The 22,318-nt window shown below is 64.5% G+C and carries 20 protein-coding genes; 10 read left to right on the forward strand and 10 right to left on the reverse strand.

Annotated elements, in window-relative coordinates; translation table 11 throughout:
* Positions 1-155: 155 nt before the first annotated feature.
* Complete coding sequence (locus tag O0J73_RS10300) at positions 156-2,585, reverse strand: DUF3772 domain-containing protein (protein ID WP_197564021.1); 2,430 nt, start codon at positions 2,583-2,585, stop codon at positions 156-158.
* An 87-nt stretch (positions 2,586-2,672) separates the two neighbouring features.
* The gene (locus tag O0J73_RS10305; protein WP_006474562.1) at positions 2,673-2,921 is read right to left on the reverse strand and encodes a hypothetical protein; all 249 of its coding nucleotides are present in this window, start codon (positions 2,919-2,921) and stop codon (positions 2,673-2,675) included.
* 182 nt (positions 2,922-3,103) lie between these two features.
* Here O0J73_RS10305 and O0J73_RS10310 point away from each other — a divergent pair, with 182 nt between their 5' ends.
* From O0J73_RS10310 to O0J73_RS10320, 3 genes are all read left to right on the forward strand, one after another.
* Complete coding sequence (locus O0J73_RS10310) at positions 3,104-3,598, forward strand: lipocalin family protein (RefSeq protein WP_049457567.1); 495 nt, start codon at positions 3,104-3,106, stop codon at positions 3,596-3,598.
* A 12-nt stretch (positions 3,599-3,610) separates the two neighbouring features.
* Entirely contained in the window at positions 3,611-4,822 is a 1,212-nt protein-coding gene (locus O0J73_RS10315; RefSeq protein ID WP_308308640.1) for an FAD-dependent oxidoreductase, read from the forward strand.
* A 202-nt stretch (positions 4,823-5,024) separates the two neighbouring features.
* Complete coding sequence (locus O0J73_RS10320) at positions 5,025-5,504, forward strand: hypothetical protein (protein WP_006474647.1); 480 nt, start codon at positions 5,025-5,027, stop codon at positions 5,502-5,504.
* A gap of 52 nt (positions 5,505-5,556) precedes the next feature.
* Here the strand turns inward: O0J73_RS10320 and O0J73_RS10325 are convergent, their stop codons facing one another.
* Positions 5,557-5,991 (reverse strand): PepSY domain-containing protein, encoded by a 435-nt coding sequence (locus O0J73_RS10325; protein WP_006474649.1) that lies wholly within the window; start codon positions 5,989-5,991, stop codon positions 5,557-5,559.
* A gap of 143 nt (positions 5,992-6,134) precedes the next feature.
* Between O0J73_RS10325 and O0J73_RS10330 the strand changes: the two genes are divergently transcribed.
* From O0J73_RS10330 to O0J73_RS10340, 3 genes are read left to right on the forward strand one after another with little or no spacing between them, the layout of a single operon-like run.
* Positions 6,135-6,425 (forward strand): PepSY domain-containing protein, encoded by a 291-nt coding sequence (locus O0J73_RS10330; RefSeq protein ID WP_008267113.1) that lies wholly within the window; start codon positions 6,135-6,137, stop codon positions 6,423-6,425.
* Positions 6,425-7,084 carry a response regulator transcription factor gene (locus O0J73_RS10335; protein WP_308308641.1) on the forward strand — a complete coding sequence of 220 codons (660 nt, stop codon included), beginning with the start codon at positions 6,425-6,427 and terminating at the stop codon, positions 7,082-7,084. Before O0J73_RS10330 ends, O0J73_RS10335 begins: the two co-directional genes overlap by 1 nt.
* Positions 7,081-8,409 (forward strand): ATP-binding protein, encoded by a 1,329-nt coding sequence (locus tag O0J73_RS10340; protein ID WP_006474654.1) that lies wholly within the window; start codon positions 7,081-7,083, stop codon positions 8,407-8,409. Before O0J73_RS10335 ends, O0J73_RS10340 begins: the two co-directional genes overlap by 4 nt.
* 59 nt (positions 8,410-8,468) lie before the next feature.
* On the opposite strand, the gene O0J73_RS10345 is transcribed toward O0J73_RS10340, so the two are convergent.
* Together O0J73_RS10345 and speA are read right to left on the reverse strand one after the other, a co-directional pair.
* Positions 8,469-8,789: a DUF6122 family protein gene (locus tag O0J73_RS10345; protein ID WP_006474656.1), complete on the reverse strand. Its 321-nt coding sequence runs from the start codon at positions 8,787-8,789 to the stop codon at positions 8,469-8,471.
* A gap of 43 nt (positions 8,790-8,832) precedes the next feature.
* A complete protein-coding gene (gene speA / locus O0J73_RS10350) occupies positions 8,833-10,722 on the reverse strand; it encodes an arginine decarboxylase (protein ID WP_133935788.1) in 1,890 nt (629 codons plus the stop codon).
* Between the two features lie 191 nt (positions 10,723-10,913).
* Between speA and speE the strand changes: the two genes are divergently transcribed.
* A complete protein-coding gene (gene speE, locus O0J73_RS10355; protein ID WP_197564026.1) occupies positions 10,914-11,768 on the forward strand; it encodes a polyamine aminopropyltransferase in 855 nt (284 codons plus the stop codon).
* A gap of 123 nt (positions 11,769-11,891) precedes the next feature.
* On the opposite strand, the gene O0J73_RS10360 is transcribed toward speE, so the two are convergent.
* Positions 11,892-12,797: an aspartyl/asparaginyl beta-hydroxylase domain-containing protein gene (locus O0J73_RS10360; RefSeq protein ID WP_308308649.1), complete on the reverse strand. Its 906-nt coding sequence runs from the start codon at positions 12,795-12,797 to the stop codon at positions 11,892-11,894.
* Positions 12,798-13,231: 434 nt separating this feature from the next.
* On the opposite strand from O0J73_RS10360, the gene O0J73_RS10365 reads away from it, so the two are divergent.
* Positions 13,232-13,891 carry an RIO1 family regulatory kinase/ATPase gene (locus tag O0J73_RS10365; protein WP_164242815.1) on the forward strand — a complete coding sequence of 220 codons (660 nt, stop codon included), beginning with the start codon at positions 13,232-13,234 and terminating at the stop codon, positions 13,889-13,891.
* A 134-nt stretch (positions 13,892-14,025) separates the two neighbouring features.
* Here O0J73_RS10365 and O0J73_RS10370 read toward each other — a convergent pair whose 3' ends face one another.
* On the reverse strand, positions 14,026-14,364 hold the full coding sequence (locus O0J73_RS10370; protein WP_005411374.1) for a P-II family nitrogen regulator: 339 nt from the start codon (positions 14,362-14,364) through the stop codon (positions 14,026-14,028).
* 154 nt (positions 14,365-14,518) lie between these two features.
* Here O0J73_RS10370 and O0J73_RS10375 point away from each other — a divergent pair, with 154 nt between their 5' ends.
* Together O0J73_RS10375 and arr are read left to right on the forward strand one after the other, a co-directional pair.
* The gene (locus O0J73_RS10375) at positions 14,519-14,770 is read left to right on the forward strand and encodes an accessory factor UbiK family protein (RefSeq protein WP_049456468.1); all 252 of its coding nucleotides are present in this window, start codon (positions 14,519-14,521) and stop codon (positions 14,768-14,770) included.
* 126 nt (positions 14,771-14,896) lie between these two features.
* Positions 14,897-15,331: an NAD(+)--rifampin ADP-ribosyltransferase gene (arr, locus tag O0J73_RS10380; protein ID WP_308308642.1), complete on the forward strand. Its 435-nt coding sequence runs from the start codon at positions 14,897-14,899 to the stop codon at positions 15,329-15,331.
* 38 nt (positions 15,332-15,369) lie between these two features.
* Here the strand turns inward: arr and O0J73_RS10385 are convergent, their stop codons facing one another.
* Genes O0J73_RS10385 through O0J73_RS10395 form a run of 3 tightly spaced genes read right to left on the reverse strand, consistent with a single transcriptional unit; the run spans position 15,370 to position 21,877 of the window.
* Positions 15,370-15,834, reverse strand: a complete 465-nt coding sequence (locus tag O0J73_RS10385) for a hypothetical protein (protein WP_154582911.1) — start codon at positions 15,832-15,834, stop codon at positions 15,370-15,372.
* Positions 15,831-19,658 (reverse strand): RHS repeat-associated core domain-containing protein, encoded by a 3,828-nt coding sequence (locus tag O0J73_RS10390; protein ID WP_308308643.1) that lies wholly within the window; start codon positions 19,656-19,658, stop codon positions 15,831-15,833. The genes O0J73_RS10385 and O0J73_RS10390 overlap by 4 nt, the downstream gene beginning before the upstream one ends.
* Entirely contained in the window at positions 19,658-21,877 is a 2,220-nt protein-coding gene (locus O0J73_RS10395; RefSeq protein WP_308308644.1) for a hypothetical protein, read from the reverse strand. Before O0J73_RS10395 ends, O0J73_RS10390 begins: the two co-directional genes overlap by 1 nt.
* Between the last annotated feature and the right edge of the window lie 441 nt (positions 21,878-22,318).

The following is a 22,318-nucleotide window of genomic DNA, read 5'->3' on the forward strand; positions in this document are numbered from 1 at the left end:
GCATGGATGCCGCGGCCAAGCCCCCATGGACGGGTTTACGGCGTCCCCCGCAACCGGATCCACCCCGCCATCCCACGGAATGCACGCTGTTGCTGTTGCTGTTGCCTTTGCTCTGGCCTGTAGCGGGTGCAGGGCGCAGCCCTGCAAAGAACCCCCTACTCCTGCGGATCGCGGGTGATGTGGATATCGGTCGGGGTCGACAACGGAATATTCCGCTCCGCCAGGATCTGCAGCAGGCTGAAATACAGATCGCTGCGCGTCGCGTAGACCTGCCGCGGACTGGCCACGTAGGCGAAACTGTTCATCGTGATCTGGCCACCGGCAATGCTGTCGATGTAGACCGTCGGCGCCGGCTGCTTCAGCACGTTGGTATGCGCGGTGTACGCATCCAGCAGCGCCTGGCGCAGATTGCCGACATCGGTGCTGGGCGGCACCGCGAACTGGATCTGGATGCGGCCCTGGTTGTTGCCCATCGTCATGTTGCGGATCGTCTTGGTGATCAGCTCCGAGTTCGGCACGATCAGCGTTGACCGGTCGCCCACCTGGATCTCAGTCGAACGCACGTTGATGCGGCGGATGTCGCCTTCCTGATCACCCAGCTTCACCCAGTCGCCGATCTTCACCGGGCGCTCGGCCAGCAGGATCAGGCCCGAGACGAAGTTCTGGATGATCGCCTGCAGGCCGAAACCGATACCCACCGACAGCGCGCTGACCAGCAACGCCAGGTTCTTCAGGTTCAAGCCCATCGCGGTCAGCGCCCACAGGCCCACCAGGATGATGCCGACGTAACCGGCGATGGTGCTGATCGAGTTGCGCGCGCCCAGATCCAGTTCGGTCTTGGGCAGATAGGTATCGGTCAGCCAGCGCTGCAGCAGCTGGGTCAGCCCCATGCCCACCAGCAGCACCAGCACGCCGGTGACGATGCGGCCGGGCTGCAGCGTCAGGTCCTTGTTGATCTCAATACCATTGGACAGCGAGGCGATACGTTCGACGATCGTCCCAACGTTGCCAAACGGCGCGGCAAGGGCCAGCAGCGCAACCAGCACCACCAGGCTCCGCAACATGGCCGACAGCAGCACGCCCGCCTGCTCCAGCCGCGACACGCTCAGCCCTGTGCTGAGCAGGATGGTCTGGCCGACCTTGCTGTCAGCATTGAGCATCCAGGTGCTCAGATCATCAACGAACTTGAACAACAGGGTCGCCGCCAGCACCACGATGCTGCCACCGATCAGCTGCTGGTTCACGAACTTGGCGAAATTCACGTAGCCCAGCAGCGTCGCAACAATGGCCGCCACCACCGCGATGTTGCCTGCCACGCGCGCCAGCACCAGCCAGCTGCTGCGCCGCACCGGCGTGCTCGGGCCCTGCCCGTCGGCCTGCGCTTCCAGTTTGGCTTCGGCCTCGGCTGTCTGCCGGCGGTGCAGCCGCGCCAGCGTCACCAGCATGGCCATGATCAGGCCCAGGTAGGTCAGCGCGATCACACCGTCCAGCGCCACCGTGGTGACATCGCTGGTGCGCGTAGCCCGGTCGATGGCCACCAGCACCGTGCTCAGCCAGGCCAACGCTGCCGCGCCCCAGGCGTACTTGCGCAGTTTCAGCGCGGCGGTGTCATCCAGGTTCAGCAGCCGCCACGACGGCCGCGACGGCACCAGCAGGCAGGCACTGAGCGCAGCGATGAACGCGGCGGCGAAGGTGGCCTGCTGCACTCCGTCGGCCACGTTCTGCAGGCGCGGCGCAATCGCACCGATGGCGTTGAGCGAGGCGATGAACACCACCACCGCATAGCCGGGCAGCAGCGTGCCCACCAGCAACAACCACATGGCCAGCCCGGAACGGCGCAGACGGCCATCGGGCGCACGGTCGGACGCAGCGAACTGCCGCCCCAGGCGGCGTAGCCACAACCGAAGCGGGAACATCATCACCAGCGCGGCCACCAGGCCCAGCAACGGCGTGCCCCAGCCATTGGCGCGGATACCGGCGACGAACGCATCGCGTCCCTGCTCGGCCAACGGCGCAACCCGTGCGATATCAATCGGCAGGCGCTCGGCCACCTTGCTCCACAGCGCAGGCGACAGCGGTGAGGCGACCTTCTGCCCCAGCTCCTCGGTACGTTGCGCGGCGCGCTGCTGGTCGATATCGGTCGCCAGCTGCTGGGCGCGCACGGCACTGGTCTTCGCCTGGGCCACCGATGCGGCCAGTCCGTCGCGCTGCTTGTTGAGGGTGCGCCGTTGCGCCGCCAGTTCGGGCGGCTCGGTGGCGCCCTCGGCAGGCGTGCCCAGCTGGGCCAGCTGCTCGTCGAGGCGGTCCAGCTGCGGCTGCAGCGACTTCTCCAGCGCCTCGGCGTCACGTCGCGCTTTCGAAGCGTCATCGGACAACATGGCCAATGTTTCGATGGCCGCAGCATCACCACGCTTGCGGTCGACTTCCTTCAGCTTCGCATCGATATCCGCCAGTTGCTGCTTCGGCGTGGGGTCCTCGTCCTGCGCCAGCACCGGCGCGGACAGCAGGAAGACGCTGCACAGCAGCAGGACCAGCCAGGGGCCCCGTGCACGGATCGATCGCAGGAAAGAAGACACGCCAGCCACACCGGTTCGCGCGGACCACCGCGCCTGCGCGCGACTATACGGCACCGCCGATAAAGGGCGGGTGGGCAGCCCCGGCAGCGTCGAGCATCAGTACTTCAACCGCAGCTCTTCCACGGTCGGCTGCTGCAGCGCGTACCAGTCCTGGAACTCTTCCTCGGTGATCTCGTCGGGCGCATACACCGCCACCGGGTGCCAGTCATGGTCGGTCGGCAACGGCTGGCGCGGGCCGGCGCGCAGGCTGTAGCTCACGCCTTCGTAGTCGACCAGGTCATCGACCTGCGGCCACTGCTCGCGTGCGAACGCGGATTCACTCTTCAACAGGATCACCTGGTACATCGGCACCTCCACCTCGGTTGGATCAGGAAAACACGGCGCTGGCGGCAGGATACCGCCACGCCGATGACAACGCGCACTCCGTCGGGGCGACGGAACGTTCTGGACACGGCCATCGCCCCGGCTTCACCCGCCCATGGCAAGGCCATCGGCATCGTGGAGGCCCCCCCCTGCCACCACCGCCGATGACCGACCACCCACCGCTGAAGACCGTCGCCGACCTCAAGCTGCCCCGCTACCTGGGCACCTGGTACGAGATCGCGCGCCTGCCGATGCGCCACGAGCCGGAAGGCTGCACCGACGTGTCGGCGCACTACACCCTGCTCGACAACGGCAACGTCGGCGTCACCAACCGCTGCCGCATGGACGGCGAGATCGAGGAGGCCAGTGGCGAGGCCTGTGCCGTCGACAACGACAGCGCGCGCCTGGAAGTGAGCTTCCTGCCCAAGGGCCTGCGCTGGCTGCCGTTCGCCAAGGGCGACTACTGGGTGATCCAGATCGCCCCGGACTACAGCGTGTCGCTGGTCGGCAGCCCGGACCGCAAGTACCTGTGGCTGCTGGCGCGCGAGCCGCGGCTGGACGCGACCGTGCAGGACCATTATCTGGCGGCGGCTCGCCTGCAGGGCTTCGATCTGTCCGAACTGATCCAGACCCCGCACACCGGCCACCCCACTGCCTGAGCAGCGCCGCGCATGGACCTGAAGAGTGGCTACCCGTGGTGGGCGGTACGCAACGGCCTGATACACGCCTTCCCGCCGTTGCAGGAGGACCTGCGCTGCGACGTGCTGGTGGTCGGCGGTGGCATCACCGGTGCGCTGATCGCCGACGAGTTGTCCCACCATGGGCACGACGTGGCGGTGATCGAGCAGCGCGACATCGGCTGGGGCAGCACCGCCGCCAGTACCGCGCTGCTGCAGTACGAGATCGATACCCACCTGCTGGAACTGACCGAACGCTACGGGCAGGACGCCGCTGCACTGGCTTACCGGGCCTGCGCGGAGGCGATCCCGGCCCTGGGCGACGTGACGCGTGGCCTGAAGGACGTGGACTTCCAGCGCATGGACAGCCTGTACCTGGCCAGCCGCCATCGCGACGTGCCACGCCTGATGGCCGAGGGTGCCGCGCGGCGCGGCATCGGCCTGGATGCGCGCTGGCTGGGCCCGGAGGCGCTGCGGGAACGCTTCGACGTGGATGCCGGTGGCGCGCTGCTGACCCGCCAGGCGGCACGGGTCGACCCTTACCGGCTGACCTATGGGTTGCTGCAACGCGTGCGCCGGCGTGGCGGCCACGTGCATGACCGTAGCGTGCTGCACACGCTCGCGCCGGGCCCGCGAGGTGTGCGTGCGCTGACCGAGGCCGGCGCCACCGTCCACGCCCGCCACGTGGTGCTGGCCATGGGCTATGCCAACCAGCGCTGGCTCGAACAGCGGGTTGCACGCAACCGCAGCAGTTACGCCTTCATCACCGATCCGATCGATGCGGACATGCTGGGCCGGCTGCGCAACACGATGGTGTGGGAGAGCGCCCGCCCCTATCTGTACCTGCGCGCCACTGGCGACCGCCGCCTGCTGGTGGGCGGGCTGGACGATGCCATCGACATCCCCGCCCGCCGCGACCGGCGCGTAGAGCGCAAGGCCGACAAACTGATGAAACAGCTGCTGCACTGGTTCCCACGACTGGATCCGGTGCCGGCCTTCTCCTGGGCCGGCACCTTCGCCGAGACCGCGGACGGCCTGCCGTTCTTCGGCCCGCACGCTCAGTGGGGCCCCCGGGTTCATTTCGCCATGGCCTACGGCGGCAATGGCATCACCTACTCGATGATCGGCGCACAGCTGCTGCGGGCCCGCATCGAGCGGCGGAAGCATGCGCTGGAAGGGCTGTTCAGCTTTGAACGGTTGCCGTAGCGCCCACCTTTTGTAGAGTCGAGCCCTGCTCGACTGCTGTCGGCAGGAGCAGTCGAGCAGGGCTCGACTCTACAGAGGCCGCAATCGAGCAGGCCCGGATCTACCGCAAGCGGCCGCCGACAGGCATCATTCAAGCAACCCCTGCTAGCGTCGGCCTGTACCGCCGCGTGTTGCGTGGCCACCTGTCCGCTGGAGCGCCGTCATGATCCGCCCCCTGACCCTGCTGCTGTGCCTGGCCCTGCCGGGAACCGTGCTGGCCCAGTCTGCTGCGGGCGCCACCGCGCCGCAGGCGGCCGGCCTGGACCTGTCGCTGCCGCAGGCGCCGATGCGCTACCTCAACGACCCGGCCCTGCAGCAGGACCCGCCCGGCACCTACTACGGCGACAAGAGCGGCCCCCGCGTTCACGACGACGCCAGGATCGCCGACGTGACCGACGACAAGGTCAAGGTGTCCGGCAGCTTCACCACCGGCATCGGCTATTCCAAGAACGGCGGCAACAGCCACTACAACGCCGCCACGCTGAACCTCAGCAAGAACTACACCACCGATGAAGGCAAGACCCACGGGCTCAACCTCAACATCCACGTGAGTGAAGGCAAGGGCCCGGGCTTCTTCGGCCCATACGGCGGCTACTACGGCCGCGGCCCGGGCTGGGATTACCCGCCGCCGTACGGTTGGTAACACCGCGCGCGGGAGGCGGGCCGACCAAGGTCGGCACCTACCGGCACGCGAATCAATCCAGCCAGCCATCGCGCTCGCTGTGCAGGATGCGGCCGTCATAACCGCTCAGGCGCACCTCCACCTTCTGGTTGCGGGCATTGCGCGCTTCCAGCGACCAGGTCGCGCCGTCGCGTTCCAGCGAATGGATCTCGCGCAGGCCATGCGACTGCGCCCGTGCCAGCACCTGCTCGGTGGTCAACAGCGCGCGGCTGCTGTGCTCATCGAAGATCTCGCCGGTCTTCGGATCCACATAGACCTCGCTGAAGCGGCCATCGGCACGGCTCACGTCTGCCTCCCACAGGCCGTCATCGCGCTCGATCTCGTGGATCTGGGTGTAGCCGGCCTTGCGCAGGGTCTGTTCGACCTGGGCCATGCCCAGCGGCGCGGCCTGCGCGGCCGGTACGATGGCCAGCGCAGCGACGGTGGCGAGAGTGAGCGACTTCAACATGGGGGTTCTCCTGTTCGTGGCCGGATCATCCCGGCACCGCCACGATGCATGCCCCGGTTAACAGCGCCTTAGCCGCAGCTGTTAGGCAATCGTTAGTCGCCATCGGCATACTCGCGCCGGTTCCCCTTCCTGGCGCAGTCACGATGCTCCCCACCCTCGCCCTGCTGCTGGCCCTGGCCGGCGCCCCGAACGCTGCCGCTCCGACGCAGGACCCGGCGCAGCAGGTTGCGCGCCGTGCCGTGCAGCAGGGCCGTTATGTGCCGCTGGAAGGCGTGGTGCGTGATGCGCTCCGGCGCTATCCGGGCCAGCTGCTGGAAGTAGAGCTGGACGACGGCGTCTACGAGGTGGAGATCCTGCGCACCGACGGCGTGGTGGTGGAGCTGGATTATGATGCGCGCAATGGAAAGCTGCTGAAGACGGAGCTGGACGACTGATGCGTATCCTGCTGGCCGAAGACGATGCGGCGCTGGTTCAACGGCTGGTGCCTTTGCTGGAACAGGCCGGCTACGTCGTGCACACGGTGGCTGACGGGCGCCACGCCGAGGAGATCGGCCAGATCGAGGACCTGCAGGCTGCGATCGTCGATCTGGGCCTGCCCGGCCTGGACGGGCTGAGCGTGATCGAGCGCTGGCGTGGCAATGGCCGCAGCTTCCCGGTGCTGGTGCTGACCGCACGCGGGCGCTGGCACGACAAACTGGCAGGCTTCGATGCCGGCGCCGACGACTACCTCACCAAGCCCTTCCAGGCCGACGAACTGGTGCTGCGCCTGCGCGCCCTGATCCGCCGCAGCCATGGCCATGCCAACCCGCGCCTGCAGTGCGGCCCGTTGCAGCTGGACGTCAACGCCGGGCGCTTCGAGCTGGATGGGCAGGCGCTGGCGCTGAGTCCGCAGGAGTTCCGCGTGTTGAGCTACTTCATCCACCACAGCGGCAGCGTGATCAGCCGCGACCGCCTCGGCGAGCAGATCTTCGAAGGCGGCTACGATCCCGATTCCAACGCGCTGGACGTCCTGCTCGGGCGGGTGCGCCGCAAGCTGGGCACCGACCTCATCCATACCGTGCGTGGCCAGGGTTGGCGGCTGGCCGAGGCATGAGCGCGCGCCAGCCTTCGCTGCGCCGCCGGCTGCTGCTGGTCGCCGGCGTCGGCCTGGTGCTGGTCTCGGTACTGGCCAGCGTCCTGCTGGGCGAGCTGTTCAAGCGCAGCGCGCGCGACCGCCTCGACCACGAACTGCAGCAGGACATGCTGACCCTGCTGGCGCAGGCCGAAGTGGACCCGGAAGGGCAGCTGCGCCTGCGCCAGGAACCGAACGACGCCCGCTTCCAGCGGGTGTTCTCCGGTGCGTACTGGCAGATCGCGGACCAGCAGGGCAAGGTGCTGCTGCAGTCGCGCTCGCTGTGGGACCAGACCCTGGCCGCCACCGCCGACGGCCCGACCCAGCGCAACCTGCCCGGGCCGATGCAGCAATCACTGCGTGCCCGCGTGCAGCAGGTGCGCCTGCCGCGCGCGGCGCAGGCCTATGTTGCCGTGGTGGCCAACGACCGCAGCGCACTGGATGCCGACGTTGCCGCGTTCCGCCAACGCACCGCGATTGCGCTGGCGGTGCTGGTGGCCGCGTGGCTGGCGGTGCTGGCCAGCCAGGTCCATTTCGGGCTGCGCCCGCTGCGCGGACTGCGCCAGCAGCTTGAGCGCATCCGGCGTGGCGAAGCCGAACGTATCGACCGCCGCCAGCTCGATATGGAGATCGCACCGCTGGCCGATGAACTGGACGCCCTGCTCGACCACCACCAGCGCATGGTGGCGCGTGCACGCAGCAGCGCGGAAGATCTCGCCCATGCACTGAAGACGCCGCTGAGCGTGCTGGCCGCCGAGACACAGGGCGACGGCCGCGACTGGCGGCGTACGCTGCACGAGCAGGGTGCGCGCATGCGCGCCAGCATCGACCGCTATCTGGCCGCCGGCCTGGCGGTGGACCACCGGCAGCGCAGCGAGGTGGCCCCCGCCGCCGAAGCGCTGTGCCGGCTGATGACCCGCGTGCACGCCGGCCGTGGCATCCACTTCCGGGTGGACGTGGCCCCCGGGCTGGCCTTCGCCGGCGCCGTGACCGATCTGGAAGAAATGCTGGGCAACCTGCTGGACAACGCCGGCAAGTGGGCCCGCCACGATGTGCGGCTGCGCGCCCTGGCCCAGCAGGACCGGCTGCACATTGAAGTGCGCGACGACGGCCCCGGCCTGGACGAGGCCAAGCTGGAGAGTGTGTTGCAGCGTGGCGTGCGCCTGGACGAGCGGGTGGAAGGCAGCGGCCTGGGGCTGGCTATCGCAGCCGACATCGCCGCCAGCCACGGCGGCTCACTGCGCCTGTCGAACGAAAACCCCGGATTGCGCGCGCGGCTGGAACTGCCGCTGGCGCCGGCTGACTAGGTCGGGGCCGGACGGCCCCAGGCGCAGCCGGGCGTGGGCTCGGCCCAGCGCGTCACCCATCAGCGGTGGTGCATCCACCAGCAATCGATCGCGTCCAGCACGATGTGGATCATCAACCCGATGCCAAACAACCGCGTCTTCTTCGGCACGCACAGACCGGCATAGACCGCGATGGCCGGCGCGGTGTGCAACGGGTGGAAGCCGATGCTGCACCGGTTTGGCGCGTAGATCGGATCGGCCAGCAGGTGGTCCAGATCGATGATCCAGCCCAGCAGCATCAGCAGCCACGCCGAAGCGAAGCGCTTGCGCCAGAACAGCCATGCCAGCAGGGCTGGCACGGCGGCATGCAGGAACAGGTGGAAGATCGCGCGTGCGCTCATCGGGGCCGGTAGCGCCGGGCCATGCCCGGCGTTCCCGTTGACCTCAGACCAGCGGTTCGTCGGACAGGTAGGTGTAACCGGTCAGGCCGGCCTCCAGCGCGTCCGACAGTTCCTGCGCACGTTCCGGCGACAGCTGGGCTTCGGCCACGCGCTGTGCGTAGGTGGCACGCAGTTCATCCAGGCGGTAGCCCACGTAGTCCAGCATCACGTCGGTGGTATCGCCACGGCGCTGCTGGGTGATGGCATAGCCATCGGCATCGGCCAGCACTTCCACCGCGTCGGTGTCGCCGAACAGGTTGTGGATGTCGCCCAGGATTTCCTGGTAGGCGCCGACCATGAAGAAACCGATGCGATAGCTCTCGCCCGGCTTCATCTTGTGCAGCGGCAGCGAGCTGTCCAGGCTCTCGTTCTCGACATAGGTTTCCACCATGCCGTCCGAGTCGCAGGTCATGTCGGCGATGATGCCGCGACGGTCCGGGGTTTCGTCCAGGCGCTCGATCGGCACGATCGGGAACACCTGGTCGATCGCCCATACGTCCGGGATCGATTCGAACACGCTGAAGTTGACGAAGTACTTGTCGACCAGGCGCTCGTTCAACTCGTCCAGCACCGGGCGATGGCTCTTCTCGTCATAGCTCAGGCGCGCACGCACGCCGTGGGCGATGGCGTAGAACAGATCGTCGATGCGCGCACGCTGCGGCAGGTCGATCTGGCCCAGCGCGTAGCTGGCCAGACCTTCGGCGTGGAAGTGCTGTGCTTCCTGGAACAGTTCCACCGCCGGGCGCACGTCCAGCTCGTCGTGGATCTCGCGCAGGTGGCGGATCGCCGCCGGCTCATCGTCGTGCTGGTCCGGCACGCGGCCTTCCTGCGCCTCTTCCACTTCCGACACGTTGGCGATCAGCACCGCGTGGTGCGCGGTCATCGCGCGGCCGCACTCGGTGACGATGCGCGGCGGGGTCAGGCCGAACTCTTCGCAGGCATTGGCCAGCGGCTGCACGATGTTGCTGGCGTAGGAATGCAGGCCGTAGTTGATCGAGCAGAAGCTGCGCGAACGGGTGCCTTCATAGTCCACGCCCAGGCCACCGCCCACGTCGACATGGGTGATCTTCGCGCCCAGGCGCGACAGCTCCACGAAGTAGCGGGTGGCTTCGCGCATGCCGTTGGCGATGTCGCGCACGTTGGAGATCTGCGACCCCATGTGGAAGTGCAGCAGGTTCAGGCAGTCGGCGTACTCGGTGTCACGCAGCGACTTCCACAGGTCCAGCAGCTGGCGCGGCGACAGGCCGAACTTGGCCTTGTCGCCACCACTGTTCTGCCACTTGCCAGCGCCCAGCGAGGCCAGGCGCATGCGCACGCCCAGGCCCGGCTTCACGTCCAGCGCCTTGGACTCTTCCAGCACCAGCTTCAGCTCGGACGGCTTCTCGATGACGATGAAGGTCTGCAGGCCCAGCTTGCGGCCGATCAGGGCCAGGCGGATGTACTCGCGGTCCTTGTAGCCGTTGCAGACGATCAGGCCACCCGGGCGCGACAGCGCCAGCACGGCCATCAGCTCGGGCTTGCTGCCCGCTTCAAGGCCGAAGCCCTCGCCATGGTGGCTGGCCAGGGTGCCGGCCACGCCACGGGTCTGGTTGACCTTGATCGGGTACACGGCGGTGTAGCCGCCACTGTATTCCCAGTCCTGCTGGGCCTGGCCGAAGGCCGCCTGCAGCTTGCCCAGGCGCTGGCCGAGGATGTCCGGGAAGCGCACCAGCAGCGGCAGCTTGGCACCGGCCGCACGCGCCGCATCGACCACCTTGGGCAGCGACACCACCGGGCCGTCCGCCCCGGTCGGTCTCACCACCATGTGCCCGGCCTGATCCACGTCGAAGTAACCGTCCGCCCAATGCGGGATCGAGTAGGTCTTGCGGGCTTGGTCGAGGGACCAATCGGTCATTTCAGTCGGCCTTGTTGGCAATAAAAGGGGGGGCATGATAACGCCTATATGCCCACAGGTTCGTTATCATGCGCGCCCGCGCCCGTGACAGGTTCCAACCTGAACGGGCCGATCCGTCCGGATGTGGCATCTGTGCCACGCGGCCCCGCCCGCCAGCCCGGCTTCACCCCTCCGAACAGGACTGTTTTCCAATGACTGACAGCAACAACTGGTACATCGAACACTTCGAGCGCACCGGCTCGGCCATCGGCTATCGCATCACCGCCAAGCTGGACGAGGTGCAGTCGCCGTTCCAGAAGATCGAGATCTTCCAGACCACTGACTGGGGCAACCTGATGACCATCGACGGGGCCATCATGCTGACCAGCAAGGACAACTTCTTCTACCACGAGATGATCAGCCACCCGGTGCTGTTCACCCACGCCGCGCCCAAGCGCGTGGTGATCATCGGTGGCGGCGACTGCGGCACCCTGCGCGAAGTGCTCAAGCACAGCGGCGTGGAGAGCGTGACCCAGTGCGATATCGACGAGCAGGTCACGGTGATGGCGCGCAAGCACTTCCCGGAACTGTGCGATTCCAACGACGACGCCCGCGCCGAGCTGCTGTTCGACGACGGCGTGGCCTACATGGCCAACTGCCCGGCCGGCAGCGTGGACGTGGTGATCGTCGATTCGACCGACCCGGTCGGCCCGGGCGAAGGCCTGTTCAACAAGGCCTTCTACGAGAGCTGCTTCAAGGCCCTGAAGGACGACGGCATCCTGGTGCAGCAGTCCGAATCGCCGCTGATGCAGCTGGACCTGATCAACGAAATGCGCACCGAGATGGGCAAGGCCGGCTTCGGCTCGTTCAAGACCCTGCCTTTCCCGCAGCCGTGCTACCCCACCGGCTGGTGGAGCGTGACCATGGCGCGCAAGGGCGACAGCAGCTTCGACTTCCGCCAGGCCGACTCGGCCGCCAAGACCTTCAACACCCTGTACTACACCGCCGCGCTGCACACCGGCGTGCTGGTGACCCCGCCGTTCGTGCAGGCGGCGCTGAAGAACTGATCAGAAAGCGCGCCAACCAAGGTTGGCACCTACCCATGCAAAAGAAAAACCCGCGCTGGTGACGGCGCGGGTTTTTTCATGTTCCGGTAGTGCCGGCCGTTGGCCGGCAACCTCATGCAACGATCAGAGCGCCCAGATACCGGCAATCACCGCCACCACCAGGCCCCACTTGATCAGCTGGTAGGCCACCACGCTGCGCTCGCGCAGCGCCTTGGCCTTCAGCCGCACCTTGTACACGCTGCCGAACGCCTTGTTGACGCCGCCGGTCGGGTCACCCGGCAGGTTCGGCGACGCACCACCGGCCAGCAGCGTAGCCGCCACCGCACGGTTGAACAGGCCGGGCAGGCCGAAGTGCAGCGGCCGGGCGATGTCGCAGAACAGGATCACGCGATCATCCGGCGTCTCGTTGTGCGCATGGTGGATGTAGGTCTCGTCGAACATCATCCACTCGCCATCGCGCCAGCTCTTCTTGATGCCGTCCACTTCGATGTAGCAGCCGTCGTTGTTGGGCGTGGCCAGGCCCAGGTGCAGGCGCAGCGAACCGGCGAACGGATCGCGGTGCGGACGCAACTCACTGCCCGACGGCAGCTGGGCGAACATCGCCGCGCGCACGTCCGGCAGCGATTCCAGCAGTGCGGTGGTCTTGGGGCACATCGTCTCCGCCGACGGGTGCGACGGGCCGTACCACTTCAGGTAGAAGCGCTTCCAGCCACGACGGAAGAACGAATTGAAGCCAGCGTCGTTGAACGTGCTGGAGGCAGCGATCTTCTGCGCATCGCGCAGCGCCAGTGCCTCATCGCGGATCATCTGCCAGTTCTGGCGCAGCGGCTCCAGCTGCGGGAACTCCTTGGCCGGGTCCAGGAACGGCGTGGTCGGCACCTTCGAGAACATGTACATGACCACGTTGATCGGGGCCATGAAACTGGAGTGGTCCAGCAGCTGGCGCGACCAGCGCGCGCGGACCTTGCCACGGAAGTGGATGTACAGCACGCAGGCCACGAACAGCGCTGCAATGACGATTTTGATGATCAAAGCACTTTCCTCCAGCCGCGGCCGGAACGGGAAACGGGGCGATGCACGGCCTGGCGGCCAGCACCGGTGGGAGCGCGGCAGGGGACGGGGACGTGCCGGAGGGGGCGGCCGCCGATGTCGCGTGTTAACAGCTTATGGTCGGCAGGCCGTGCGCCGGGGTCAAGCCGGGCGTGCGTTGCGTTCAGCGCGACGCCGATGAATGGGCCAGAAGCGCGCGCAACCTGTTGATCCAACAGGACGACCCCTATAAGTGAGACATGATTGTCCGATTCCGCGTGACGAACTGTTCCAGCCACGACCCCGACATTTCTCCGACAAATCGTCGATTAGCGAACTGGCGAGTACTAAAATTAACGAATGCTTAGTAACTTCCTGTAACACCGGTTCGCTTGACGCTTTGCGCCACCCACCGGGTCGACCGAGACCCCGACATGTATCTCCCTGCACTGCCCCCCTCCTCCTGCGGCGATGACGCTGCGGCGCCGCTGCTGCTCAAGCGCGGCAAACGCTTCCTCGCCCCAGACGTCTACCGCACCTGCCTGGACGGGCGCGAAGCGGTCATCAAGGACTACTCCCGCTACCGCGGTACTCCCGTTTCACTGATCGCCCGGCTGATGGTGCGCCGTGAAGCGCGCATGCTGCAGCGTCTCGGCGGCTGGAAACACGCCCCGGCCCTGCTCGGCACCCTCGGTGGCCTGGCACTGGGCATGGAGTTCATTCCCGGCCAGACCCTCAGCACCGCCCAGGCCGTCGGCAACGACGTATTCGAGCAGCTGCAGCACGCGCTCAGCCGCCTGCACGCGGCCGGCATCACCCACAACGACCTGCATGGCACCAACGTGGTGGTCAGCGGCGGCGTGCCCGTGCTGCTCGACTTCACCTCGGCCTGGCGCGTACCCCGCTGGCTGCGCCGCGGCCCGCTGAGCCGGCAGATGCGCCGCAGCGACATGAAGAACCTGCTGAAGATCCGCCAGCGCGTGACCGGCCAGGCGCCGAGTGCCGCGCAGGCCGCGCTGGTGGCCGACCCGGGCTGGGTGGCGGCCGTGCGCCAGGGCTGGAAGCGGTTCTACAGGTGGGCAAAGCGCCGGTAACTGCTTTGCATTGGTAGGGGTCGAGCTTGCTCGACCGCTTTACCTGCTTCACCTGTAGACGTCGAGCTTGCTCGACCGCTCTTCCTGCATCGCGCGAAATGCAGTCGGGCATGGCTCCACTCTACAAAACCAGGTTACAACGCGTCCGCGTCCAACTCACCGGTACGAATACGCACCACGCTACCCAGGTCGTACACGAACACCTTGCCGTCACCAATCTTGCCGGTGCCCGCAGCTTTCACGATGGCCTCAACCACCGCCTCCACCTGGTCATCGGTCACCGCCACTTCCAGCTTCACCTTCGGCAGAAAATCGACCACGTACTCCGCACCACGGTACAGCTCGGTATGGCCCTTCTGGCGACCAAAGCCCTTCACTTCCGTCACCGTGATCCCGGTAACCCCACGCTCGGCCAGCGCTTCGCGCACGTCGTCGAGCTTGAACGGCTTGATCACCGCCATGACCATCTTCATCGTCTATCTCCTGTCTTCCGGCGTGGAGGATAGCGCCTGAACGCGGCCCGTGCGAAGCCGCTGCCGCCTGTCCGGGCAGTAGGTGCCGGCAGTATCCTTGTGCCGATTGGCCTGCCCGCGCCGAATGCACGGGCCCACCCCCACGGAGCACCCCATGATCGACCTGAACCACATCGATGACCTCGCCCGTCGCCTCAGCGACCTGGTGCCGCCGGGACTGCGCGAATCGCGCGAGGAACTGCAGGCCACCTTCAAGAGCGCGCTGCAGGCCGGCCTGGCCAAGCTCGACCTGGTTACCCGCGAAGAGTTCGAAGTGCAGCGCGCCGTGCTGCTGAAGACCCGCGAGAAGCTGGATGCGCTGGAAACGGCCGTGCGCGAACTGGAAGGGCGCGGCGCCGCAGAATGAAAAAAGGAGGCGCACCGCGCCTCCCACTTACAGAGTATTTCGCGGATGGGGCCTTGCCGCAAGGCCCACCGGGCGCCCTAGACTCGCCGGCCTGTCGATCCGGCAGGACACGCAGGGGCAGTGCCGATGGCACAGGACACCGAATGGACACCCGTTTCGCATGACACCTGCGACCAGGTCGCCGGGCCGTTCTACCACGGCACCCGCGCTGACCTCACGGTGGGCAAGCTGCTGAGCGCGGGCTTCCGCTCCAACTATCGCGACAGCGTGGTGATGAACCACATCTACTTCACTACGGTTGCCAAGGGCGCCGGGTTGGCTGCGGAGATGGCCCGCGGCGAAGGGCGGCCGCGTGTGTATGTGGTGGAGCCGACCGGGCCGTTCGAGGACGATCCGAACGTGACCAACAAGAAGTTTCCCGGGAACCCGACCCGGTCGTATCGGAGTGCGCAGCCATTGCGGATTGTGGGGGAGATTACGGAGTGGGAGCTCTATGACCCGGAATTCGTTCGGCAGTTGAGGGCGTTTGTTGCTTCGGGGAGTGGGGAGATCATCAACTGATACTGATAAGGAGGAAGATCAGCGCTTCCCCGCGGCCGTTACTTGCAGGGCGTGCTACCCGGTAGCTCGCCCTTCAGCCGTCGCATCGTGGAGTCGAGTGCTCCAAGGAACGACGCGTCGTCGTCCGTCACAAGCCCGCGCGCGCGCACGAGCATCACCTCAGCCCGGCGGCAATTCTCGCTTCCCCCCAAGGAAATGAGATGGGAAGCGAGGCGCTGCATCGCCGCAGGATCTCCTCTCGAAACCCCCTCCTCCATCCATTGCCTGTAGAGCGCTGCATCGCCCATCTCGCGGTAGTGATTTTCCACCAACGCCTGAGCGTGCCCATCGCCAGAGCGGGCCTTGGCTTCCATCTGTGCTGCGGATTCGGGGCCATAGCTTTCGCTTCTGCTCCCTGCGATCACATCGCCTGCGGCTTTCTCGGAAGAGCCTCCGCCGGAATTGCTACATGCCGAAAGAAGCAACATCAGCCAAGTTGACAACGAAGCCTTGAGGCTTGTCATTTTGGTTTTCCGATGGTCTGAGTAAGAGGAAGCCTACTTCCAGTCTGTGATCCAGCAAACGTTATGGTCGTCGAGCCGTTTGCATTGAATCGAATCGTCTTGATGGCTGGCCCTGAACTTCCCGTACCGCCTGGAGTCAATCGATTCCAGACACCTGGCGCGCCCTTGCCATCTTGCTGCATGTTAACTCGCAGGGTAACAGGCCCCCCTGAGTAGTTTGTGGGATACATGACAAAACCACTCGGCGCATAGACGGTGGAATCGTTCAGATCGGCCCATAGCTGGCCAATTGACTTGTTCAATCCTATTGGGGCCACGCCTAAATGACACGCAGCCATAAATACGGTTTGCCCACGTTTCAAGCCGAAGTCACTTCGAGCACGATCAAGGGACTCCGACGACTTAAAGTCCGTGTAGCGCATCGAGTTGCGCTGGTCCTGTACCAGATCTGGATTTGCATGAGCGGTGAGCGTAAACATTGAGCGGGAATCTACCGCGTCTCCAGCCCTTCTCAACCCCGCCGGATCGTGGTCGCCGAACAGATTCATGCTGGAACGGCCATCAGGATCAACATATCGGTACGGATTGTTGTCGGCGTACCAGTAACGATTGAAGGATCCCGCTGGAGTTCTATGGACGGCGATTGGATCCACTGACAGGAACCGCCCCACCTGCGGATCATAGTAGCGCTGCTGCATGTAGGACAGACCATTAGTGCTGTCGCTCACATGGCCAGCATAGCCGACGCCATCAGAAAGAGGGCGCTCCAGCAATTCCCCATAAGGATCGTAAACGCTTCTCTGGACTACGGCTGCGGCCGTGTCTGTGACCGCAACGGGCGATCCCAGCGCATCGAGATGCTGGTACTTGGGCCGGGTCACGCCATCACTTCCAGTCTCCAATGTCGCGACCAGCAGCTCTCCCAGGTAGAGGTACTCTCTGGATATCCCATCACGCTCGCTCTGCTGGCGACGGAGCCTTCCTTCCCTGTCGTACATCGAGTGAATGGAACCGCTCCCCTGCAACCATGCCAGCACGCGCCGACCGAGCGCATCGTAGCGATACGTCTCAGGGCCCGGCGCCTGTCTCATTCGATTGCCTATGTCGAAGACAAAGCTCTGTCCGTTCCGCATCGACAGGTTGCCTTGCACATCATAGGACAGCCCCATCGTTGTCGCACCGGCACTGGATCTGACGTTGGTCAAGCGATTGTGCTGGTCATAGTAGTAAGAATGATCCTTGCGACCTGCAAGCTTTGCGCTCTGCATATTGTCCAGGACGTCATACGTGAAACGAACAACACCATCACCCCCAAAGGCGGCGGAGGTGGCCTGGGTGAGACGATCCAAACCGTCATACATCATCGTGCGGCTGCGGCTGCCCTGTCCGATTTCGGCAATCGTGACAACGTTCCCATTCAGATCGTAGTCGTAGTTCAGAGTGCTGACATTCGGAAGCGCACTGAGGCGTGCCGGGAGCCCCCGGACGTTCAGGTCCTGCTCGAACCTGATGCCATTACCATACGTGAAGCGGCTTGCAACACCTGCCGGGTGATGGGACGCGCCAAGCACGTAGTCTCCAACCCGGGTTGCCCGGCCAAGAGCATCAGGCGCCAAGGCCACATACAGGCCACTGGGATACTGGATCCCGCTACGCGAGCCGTTGGCATCGTAGGAATAGCCAAGTCCCCATGTGTACCATCCCTCCTGTGAACTCGACTCTCCAATCAGCAGCCTGCGCTTGTTGTAGCTGTAGGCATTGATAGTGTGATTGGCTCCTCCATCATTCGCCGTAGAGATGCGCGCAGGCAACCCATCTGCGGCATAGGTCCAGATCTGATTGCCATTGCCATCGGGGAAGGAGAGCGTAGACACTCGATTGCGAGCGTCATAAGTCAGATCGACACGACGAGGCGAGCCATGGGCGGCAGCTATATCGCAATTGCCCGGATCCGGAAGATCCAAGCCGCTCGCTGTCCAGATGGTATTGTCGCCTCCGTCATATCCCATCACTGTGCTGCCAGACTCCGGTTCGATCGACTTGCACAGGCTTCCGCCCTCGCCGTAAACCAGAGTTCTACGCAACTGGATGCTGCCAGTAGCATCCCTGCGCACGATGGCAGTCGGGCGCCCATATCTGTCGCGGGGGATATCAGTGAACTGCCCCTCGGGCGCACTGATTGCGATCACATCCGACTGGATAGGGGAACCGAAAGCCTGATACTGGAATCTCGTGGTAGCTCCCCGAGGGTCGGTCGTCGTTCTCCGATTCCCGGGCTCGTAGGCCACAACGGTCGTTGCGAGTCCCGCGTCAGTATCCTTTGAAATCGATGTCACCCGTCCCAGGGCATCGTATTCGGTCCAGACACCCTTCAATGGTGGAAGCACCACGCGAGTGTTTGTGCTGGCGGTAGCGTCTCCGAAGCGTCCCACGCCCTCCTGATTCATCCTCCACTGGAGAGGATACTGGCCTGCCGTGGATGGCGCGGTTATGGAGAACAGGAACTCGACGATTCCATTCGGTGGAACATCATGCGGCAGGGGGATTCGCGCTGCGCCCCAGACGGTATTGTCCGAAGGGCTTTCCGTTGCAAGGCTGTAGCCTGCACCACTACTCCAGGTCGTCTCGCCAGTGTTTCGAAAGCGAAGACGCATCTGGACAGTGCTCCCTGCCTGCACTTCAATCGGGATGCCTCCTCCTTCCTCCGTACGCGCATTGTTTACCGGCGCCGTCACACTGATCACTACATTCGACGTCGCAGGGCCAAACCATCCTTTGCCATCCGCCCACATCTGCCGCTGGAAGTTGTAGTTTCCTGGCGTCGCTGGCGCCTGCAGCGGGACAGCGATATCCACAACTTCCCCTGGCGCTACGGCCCGTGGAAGCGCTGTACGCGCCCCTCCCCATTGGGTGGAGTCGGTCGGGTTCTGCGCGCCCAACCAATGGGTGCCCGGTTGCCACACCGTGTCGCCGGTGTTCTTCATCCTGACGACCGCCGTCTGGGTGCTACCCGTTTTCATTGCAGGCGCAACGCTCTGACTCTGAAACTCGGCGCTGTTCACCGGCTGCCACACAAAGAATCCAATCTGGCCTGTACTCAGACCAAACCAGCTTCCGTTTCGCTGCATCTGGAAAGTCACGCCATACCAGCCTCCATTGGCAGCCCCTGTGCTGGGTGTGAGCGTGACGTTGAAAGTTGCGCTCTGACCTGGAGGTATGACCGCGGGAACGGCTGAGCTCGCTGCGTTCCAGTAGACCAGTCCGTTGTCCGGCATGCTCAGCGCATAGCCTCCCCCCGGTGACCAGGTGGTTTCACCCGTGTTCCTCATGGTCACAGTTGCGACGAACGGCTGTCCCGCGACCACCCGATTTGTATTGAGCGATACAGCAACCTTCTCAGCGGAATCTACCGGTGCAGGCGGTGGGTTGACCGTGATGACCACCGGGCCGCTCTGCAACGACCGGACAATTTCCTCACCGTTGAGATTGCGGATGCCCTGGGCGGTCAGCATGTACTGGTACGTACCAGGTGGGAGTCCGTGAACGGTGTAGGTTCCGTTGGCGAAATTGCTGAGCAGAACTCCGTTCTGTGTCAGGCGTACGTTGTCGATGTACTCCGATTTCGGCCCGCCGTTGGTGCTGCCATACCCGACCGTCATGCTGACGGTAGCGGGCGCGGTATACACCGTCTGCGCGGGGCCGGTCAGCTTCACCCATGCCTGGGCATACGCGGCGGGGCTGGCCGCCAGAACCAGAACCACTACTGCCATGGCACGAATCCAGCCCAGTCGCTCAGTGAGCGCCGAATTCATCAGGATGCTCATCACGGCTCCCCCAGACGATAGCGGCCCGGATTGGACTGGAAGGTGGTTCTTCCCGCGTGGTCGTACGCGTTTATCACCTGCCTCAGCGTGGAACTTCGATTTGTCGCGTCGTACTCCTCCCTCAGCACTGGACGCAGGAGTGCGTCGCGATAGGTAATCCGACGCGCATTCCCTGTTGCCTCGATTTCTCGCCAATGGCCAGCAGCCAAGCCTCGCTCAGTACTGGCAGTACGTTGGTGATTGATGACGGTATCGTTCCAGCCAACGGTGTCATCCGACGGATAGCGGATCAGGCTCACGCGTCCCATCGCATCGTAGGCAAATACCGTCGTTGCTGCTGTTTCGTCGGTCTTGCTCAGCAACCAGCCATTGTCGTCTACCGTGGCAGAGATGCTGGTGCCATCCGCGTAGACAACGCGGCGGGGAGTACCCCGCTTGTAGTCCTGCATCTGCGTGATGTTGCCGTTGCCATCCTTCGCCTGCACCACGTTGCCCAATGCGTCGTACGCAAGCGTCTGTTTCAGCTTGCCAAACAGCCAGGTCGTTTGTGGAAGCGATTGGGCATTGTACTCAGTCCGGCTTTGCTCGATCCCGGTGTCGATATCGACGACACGTGCCTTCTGTCCCAATGTCCAGGAAGAGAGATCGTCATGGAACGTAGTCCGGTCCTTGGATACACCGACATCGCTGCCACTGTAGGTTTCCACCGGCCTTGCAAATGCGTCGAAGCGATCTACCCGTTCGGTGTAGGACGTTCCCTCACGGAGGGTTACTGCCAGCTTCTGCGGCTGGATAAGGCCCTCCGCGGGCGTCATGATGCTCAGCGACTGCCCCACCAGAGGAATGAACTGCCCTGCGGCGTCCTCCTTGGCCAGGTATTGGTAGGTCACACCCTCCAGCGTGGCTCCTGCAGCGTTGGCGGTGCGCGTTTCCAGAATCTTTCCTTCATCGATGCGCGGCCGCACCCCGAAGCGGTAGCTCACGACGCTGCTGTCCGGCTGGGTAATCGTCGTCCACCGACCACCGGCGGAGAATCCGTCCTGGATGGAGTAGGACGTCGTCATCGCGGGCAGGCCGGCACCGCTGATCGTGCGCTGCTGCAGGCTCCAGACTCCTGTATAGGGAATCTGTTCCGGCGACGAGCAGGGGCTTATGTCGGTCGCCCGGTAAAAATAGCGATAGGCAAGCGAGTAGGCTGCGGTAGCACCTGATGGGTGACCTACGGTGTAACTGTAGGGTCCGTACACGGTTCCCATTCGCGGATCACATTCTGACCCTTCTTGTGTAGGACCAAACGTGGGCGGCCTGAGGGTGCCTGTAACCGTGTAGGTCCAGCGAGTGCCGTCAGGCTGCACCACCGCCGCCAAGCCACCGTCGATGCGCGATCCAAGGGCACCTGGCTCGCGGTACTGATAGGTCCACGTGCGACCATTTGCCGAAGCGCTGGAGATTCGTTCGCCGTTGTAGGCAATGCTTATCGATCGCCCATCACTGCTGCTGATCGAGGTGAGCTTGTCGCCTGAGTAGCCATAGTTGACCCAGTTGCCGAAGCGATCTTCAACCCGAGTCGCCAGAAAGAACACATGGCTGCGCGAAAGAACGCGGGTCGGCGCCAGCGGATTGTCCCTATAGCTGAACAACGGCATTTCCCGGGTGACCACCCAGTTCAGGTAGTACTTGGTCCCATCCGGCGCCAATGCAAGAAAGGCCTCGCCCGGGACTCCATTCTGCGTCTGTGGCAGACAACGGATCCGGACATTACCCGTCGTAACCCATGCATAAGTCAGCCCATCGGCAGGCATTGGCACGCCGGCAGAAGCCACCAGCATCTGCGATGTCCCATCGCCGGGGAGATTCAATCCATATCCATTCCAGAATGCGGCTTCCGGAAAGCTGCCCATGCCGTCGCCGATGTAGGGCTTTTTCTGCTGGGAACACCTTTGAAAGCGCGAAGCGTCGTTGTCGGGCCCAACCACCCACCCACGGGCGCTGAACACGCCCTCAAGATGCGGGATATCGATGTCCCAATCGTAGAAGCCGGCAAGATCGCCAGGTTTGCTGTCCTGATAGAGATAGCGCTCGCTTATCGAGCGCTTCCGGACCAGTTCCACTGGAGGCCCGGCATTTCCTGGGATCGCGATATCGGTTACCGAAAAGCTGAGCTGACCATTGAACAGTGAGATGTTCTCGCCGAAGGTCTTCTCGTCAAGGCGCCCCATCTGTTGTGCCTTGCCAACCTTGTTCGCGTACTCCGATTCCGGTTGCACAAGCTGCTGGGCAGCAACAGACGAAGCAACAACGCACAGCAATACTGGCGCGAACCGCAACCACCTGGATCCCATAGCGTTCCCCTGGCGAAAATGAACAATCCGTTCATGCAGCGCCGCCGATTCTGCACCGAGATTTCGATACGCGCAGGTCAGTAAACCCCGCAATGAGCGGTAGGGCTTTTCCTACGGCCGCGGCCCGAACGCACTGATCACCCCGAGGGGCCTCCGCACCTCGCGCGTTATGCGGCGAGACGACGCGCACAACAAGCTGGCCCTGGTGAACTTGGACGTAGATCAACTGACGGCGGAGAATCTTCATTCCTTGCATCGCCCCAGATCCCCCCTCCGCGCAGATGATCAGGCCCCATCCGGAAGCCGGGCTGCGCAGCG

It is taken from the genome of Stenotrophomonas sp. Sm6012, from assembly GCF_030985895.1.
GTDB lineage: Bacteria > Pseudomonadota > Gammaproteobacteria > Xanthomonadales > Xanthomonadaceae > Stenotrophomonas > Stenotrophomonas forensis.

Bases quoted from the DNA above. Each gene is read 5' to 3' on its own strand.
- O0J73_RS10315 (WP_308308640.1), top strand. From the start codon at position 3,611: ATGGACCTGAAGAGTGGCTACCCGTGGTGGGCGGTACGCAACGGCCTG.
- O0J73_RS10320 (WP_006474647.1), top strand. From the start codon at position 5,025: ATGATCCGCCCCCTGACCCTGCTGCTGTGCCTGGCCCTGCCGGGAACC.
- speE (WP_197564026.1), top strand. From the start codon at position 10,914: ATGACTGACAGCAACAACTGGTACATCGAACACTTCGAGCGCACCGGC.
- O0J73_RS10325 (WP_006474649.1), bottom strand. From the start codon at position 5,991: ATGTTGAAGTCGCTCACTCTCGCCACCGTCGCTGCGCTGGCCATCGTA.
- arr (WP_308308642.1), top strand. From the start codon at position 14,897: ATGGCACAGGACACCGAATGGACACCCGTTTCGCATGACACCTGCGAC.
- speA (WP_133935788.1), bottom strand. From the start codon at position 10,722: ATGACCGATTGGTCCCTCGACCAAGCCCGCAAGACCTACTCGATCCCG.
- O0J73_RS10365 (WP_164242815.1), top strand. From the start codon at position 13,232: ATGTATCTCCCTGCACTGCCCCCCTCCTCCTGCGGCGATGACGCTGCG.
- O0J73_RS10390 (WP_308308643.1), bottom strand. From the start codon at position 19,658: ATGAGCATCCTGATGAATTCGGCGCTCACTGAGCGACTGGGCTGGATT.
- O0J73_RS10370 (WP_005411374.1), bottom strand. From the start codon at position 14,364: ATGAAGATGGTCATGGCGGTGATCAAGCCGTTCAAGCTCGACGACGTG.
- O0J73_RS10305 (WP_006474562.1), bottom strand. From the start codon at position 2,921: ATGTACCAGGTGATCCTGTTGAAGAGTGAATCCGCGTTCGCACGCGAG.
- O0J73_RS10335 (WP_308308641.1), top strand. From the start codon at position 6,425: ATGCGTATCCTGCTGGCCGAAGACGATGCGGCGCTGGTTCAACGGCTG.
- O0J73_RS10375 (WP_049456468.1), top strand. From the start codon at position 14,519: ATGATCGACCTGAACCACATCGATGACCTCGCCCGTCGCCTCAGCGAC.
- O0J73_RS10330 (WP_008267113.1), top strand. From the start codon at position 6,135: ATGCTCCCCACCCTCGCCCTGCTGCTGGCCCTGGCCGGCGCCCCGAAC.
- O0J73_RS10345 (WP_006474656.1), bottom strand. From the start codon at position 8,789: ATGAGCGCACGCGCGATCTTCCACCTGTTCCTGCATGCCGCCGTGCCA.
- O0J73_RS10395 (WP_308308644.1), bottom strand. From the start codon at position 21,877: ATGGGGCGCCTTGACGAGAAGACCTTCGGCGAGAACATCTCACTGTTC.
- O0J73_RS10310 (WP_049457567.1), top strand. From the start codon at position 3,104: ATGACCGACCACCCACCGCTGAAGACCGTCGCCGACCTCAAGCTGCCC.
- O0J73_RS10385 (WP_154582911.1), bottom strand. From the start codon at position 15,834: ATGACAAGCCTCAAGGCTTCGTTGTCAACTTGGCTGATGTTGCTTCTT.
- O0J73_RS10340 (WP_006474654.1), top strand. From the start codon at position 7,081: ATGAGCGCGCGCCAGCCTTCGCTGCGCCGCCGGCTGCTGCTGGTCGCC.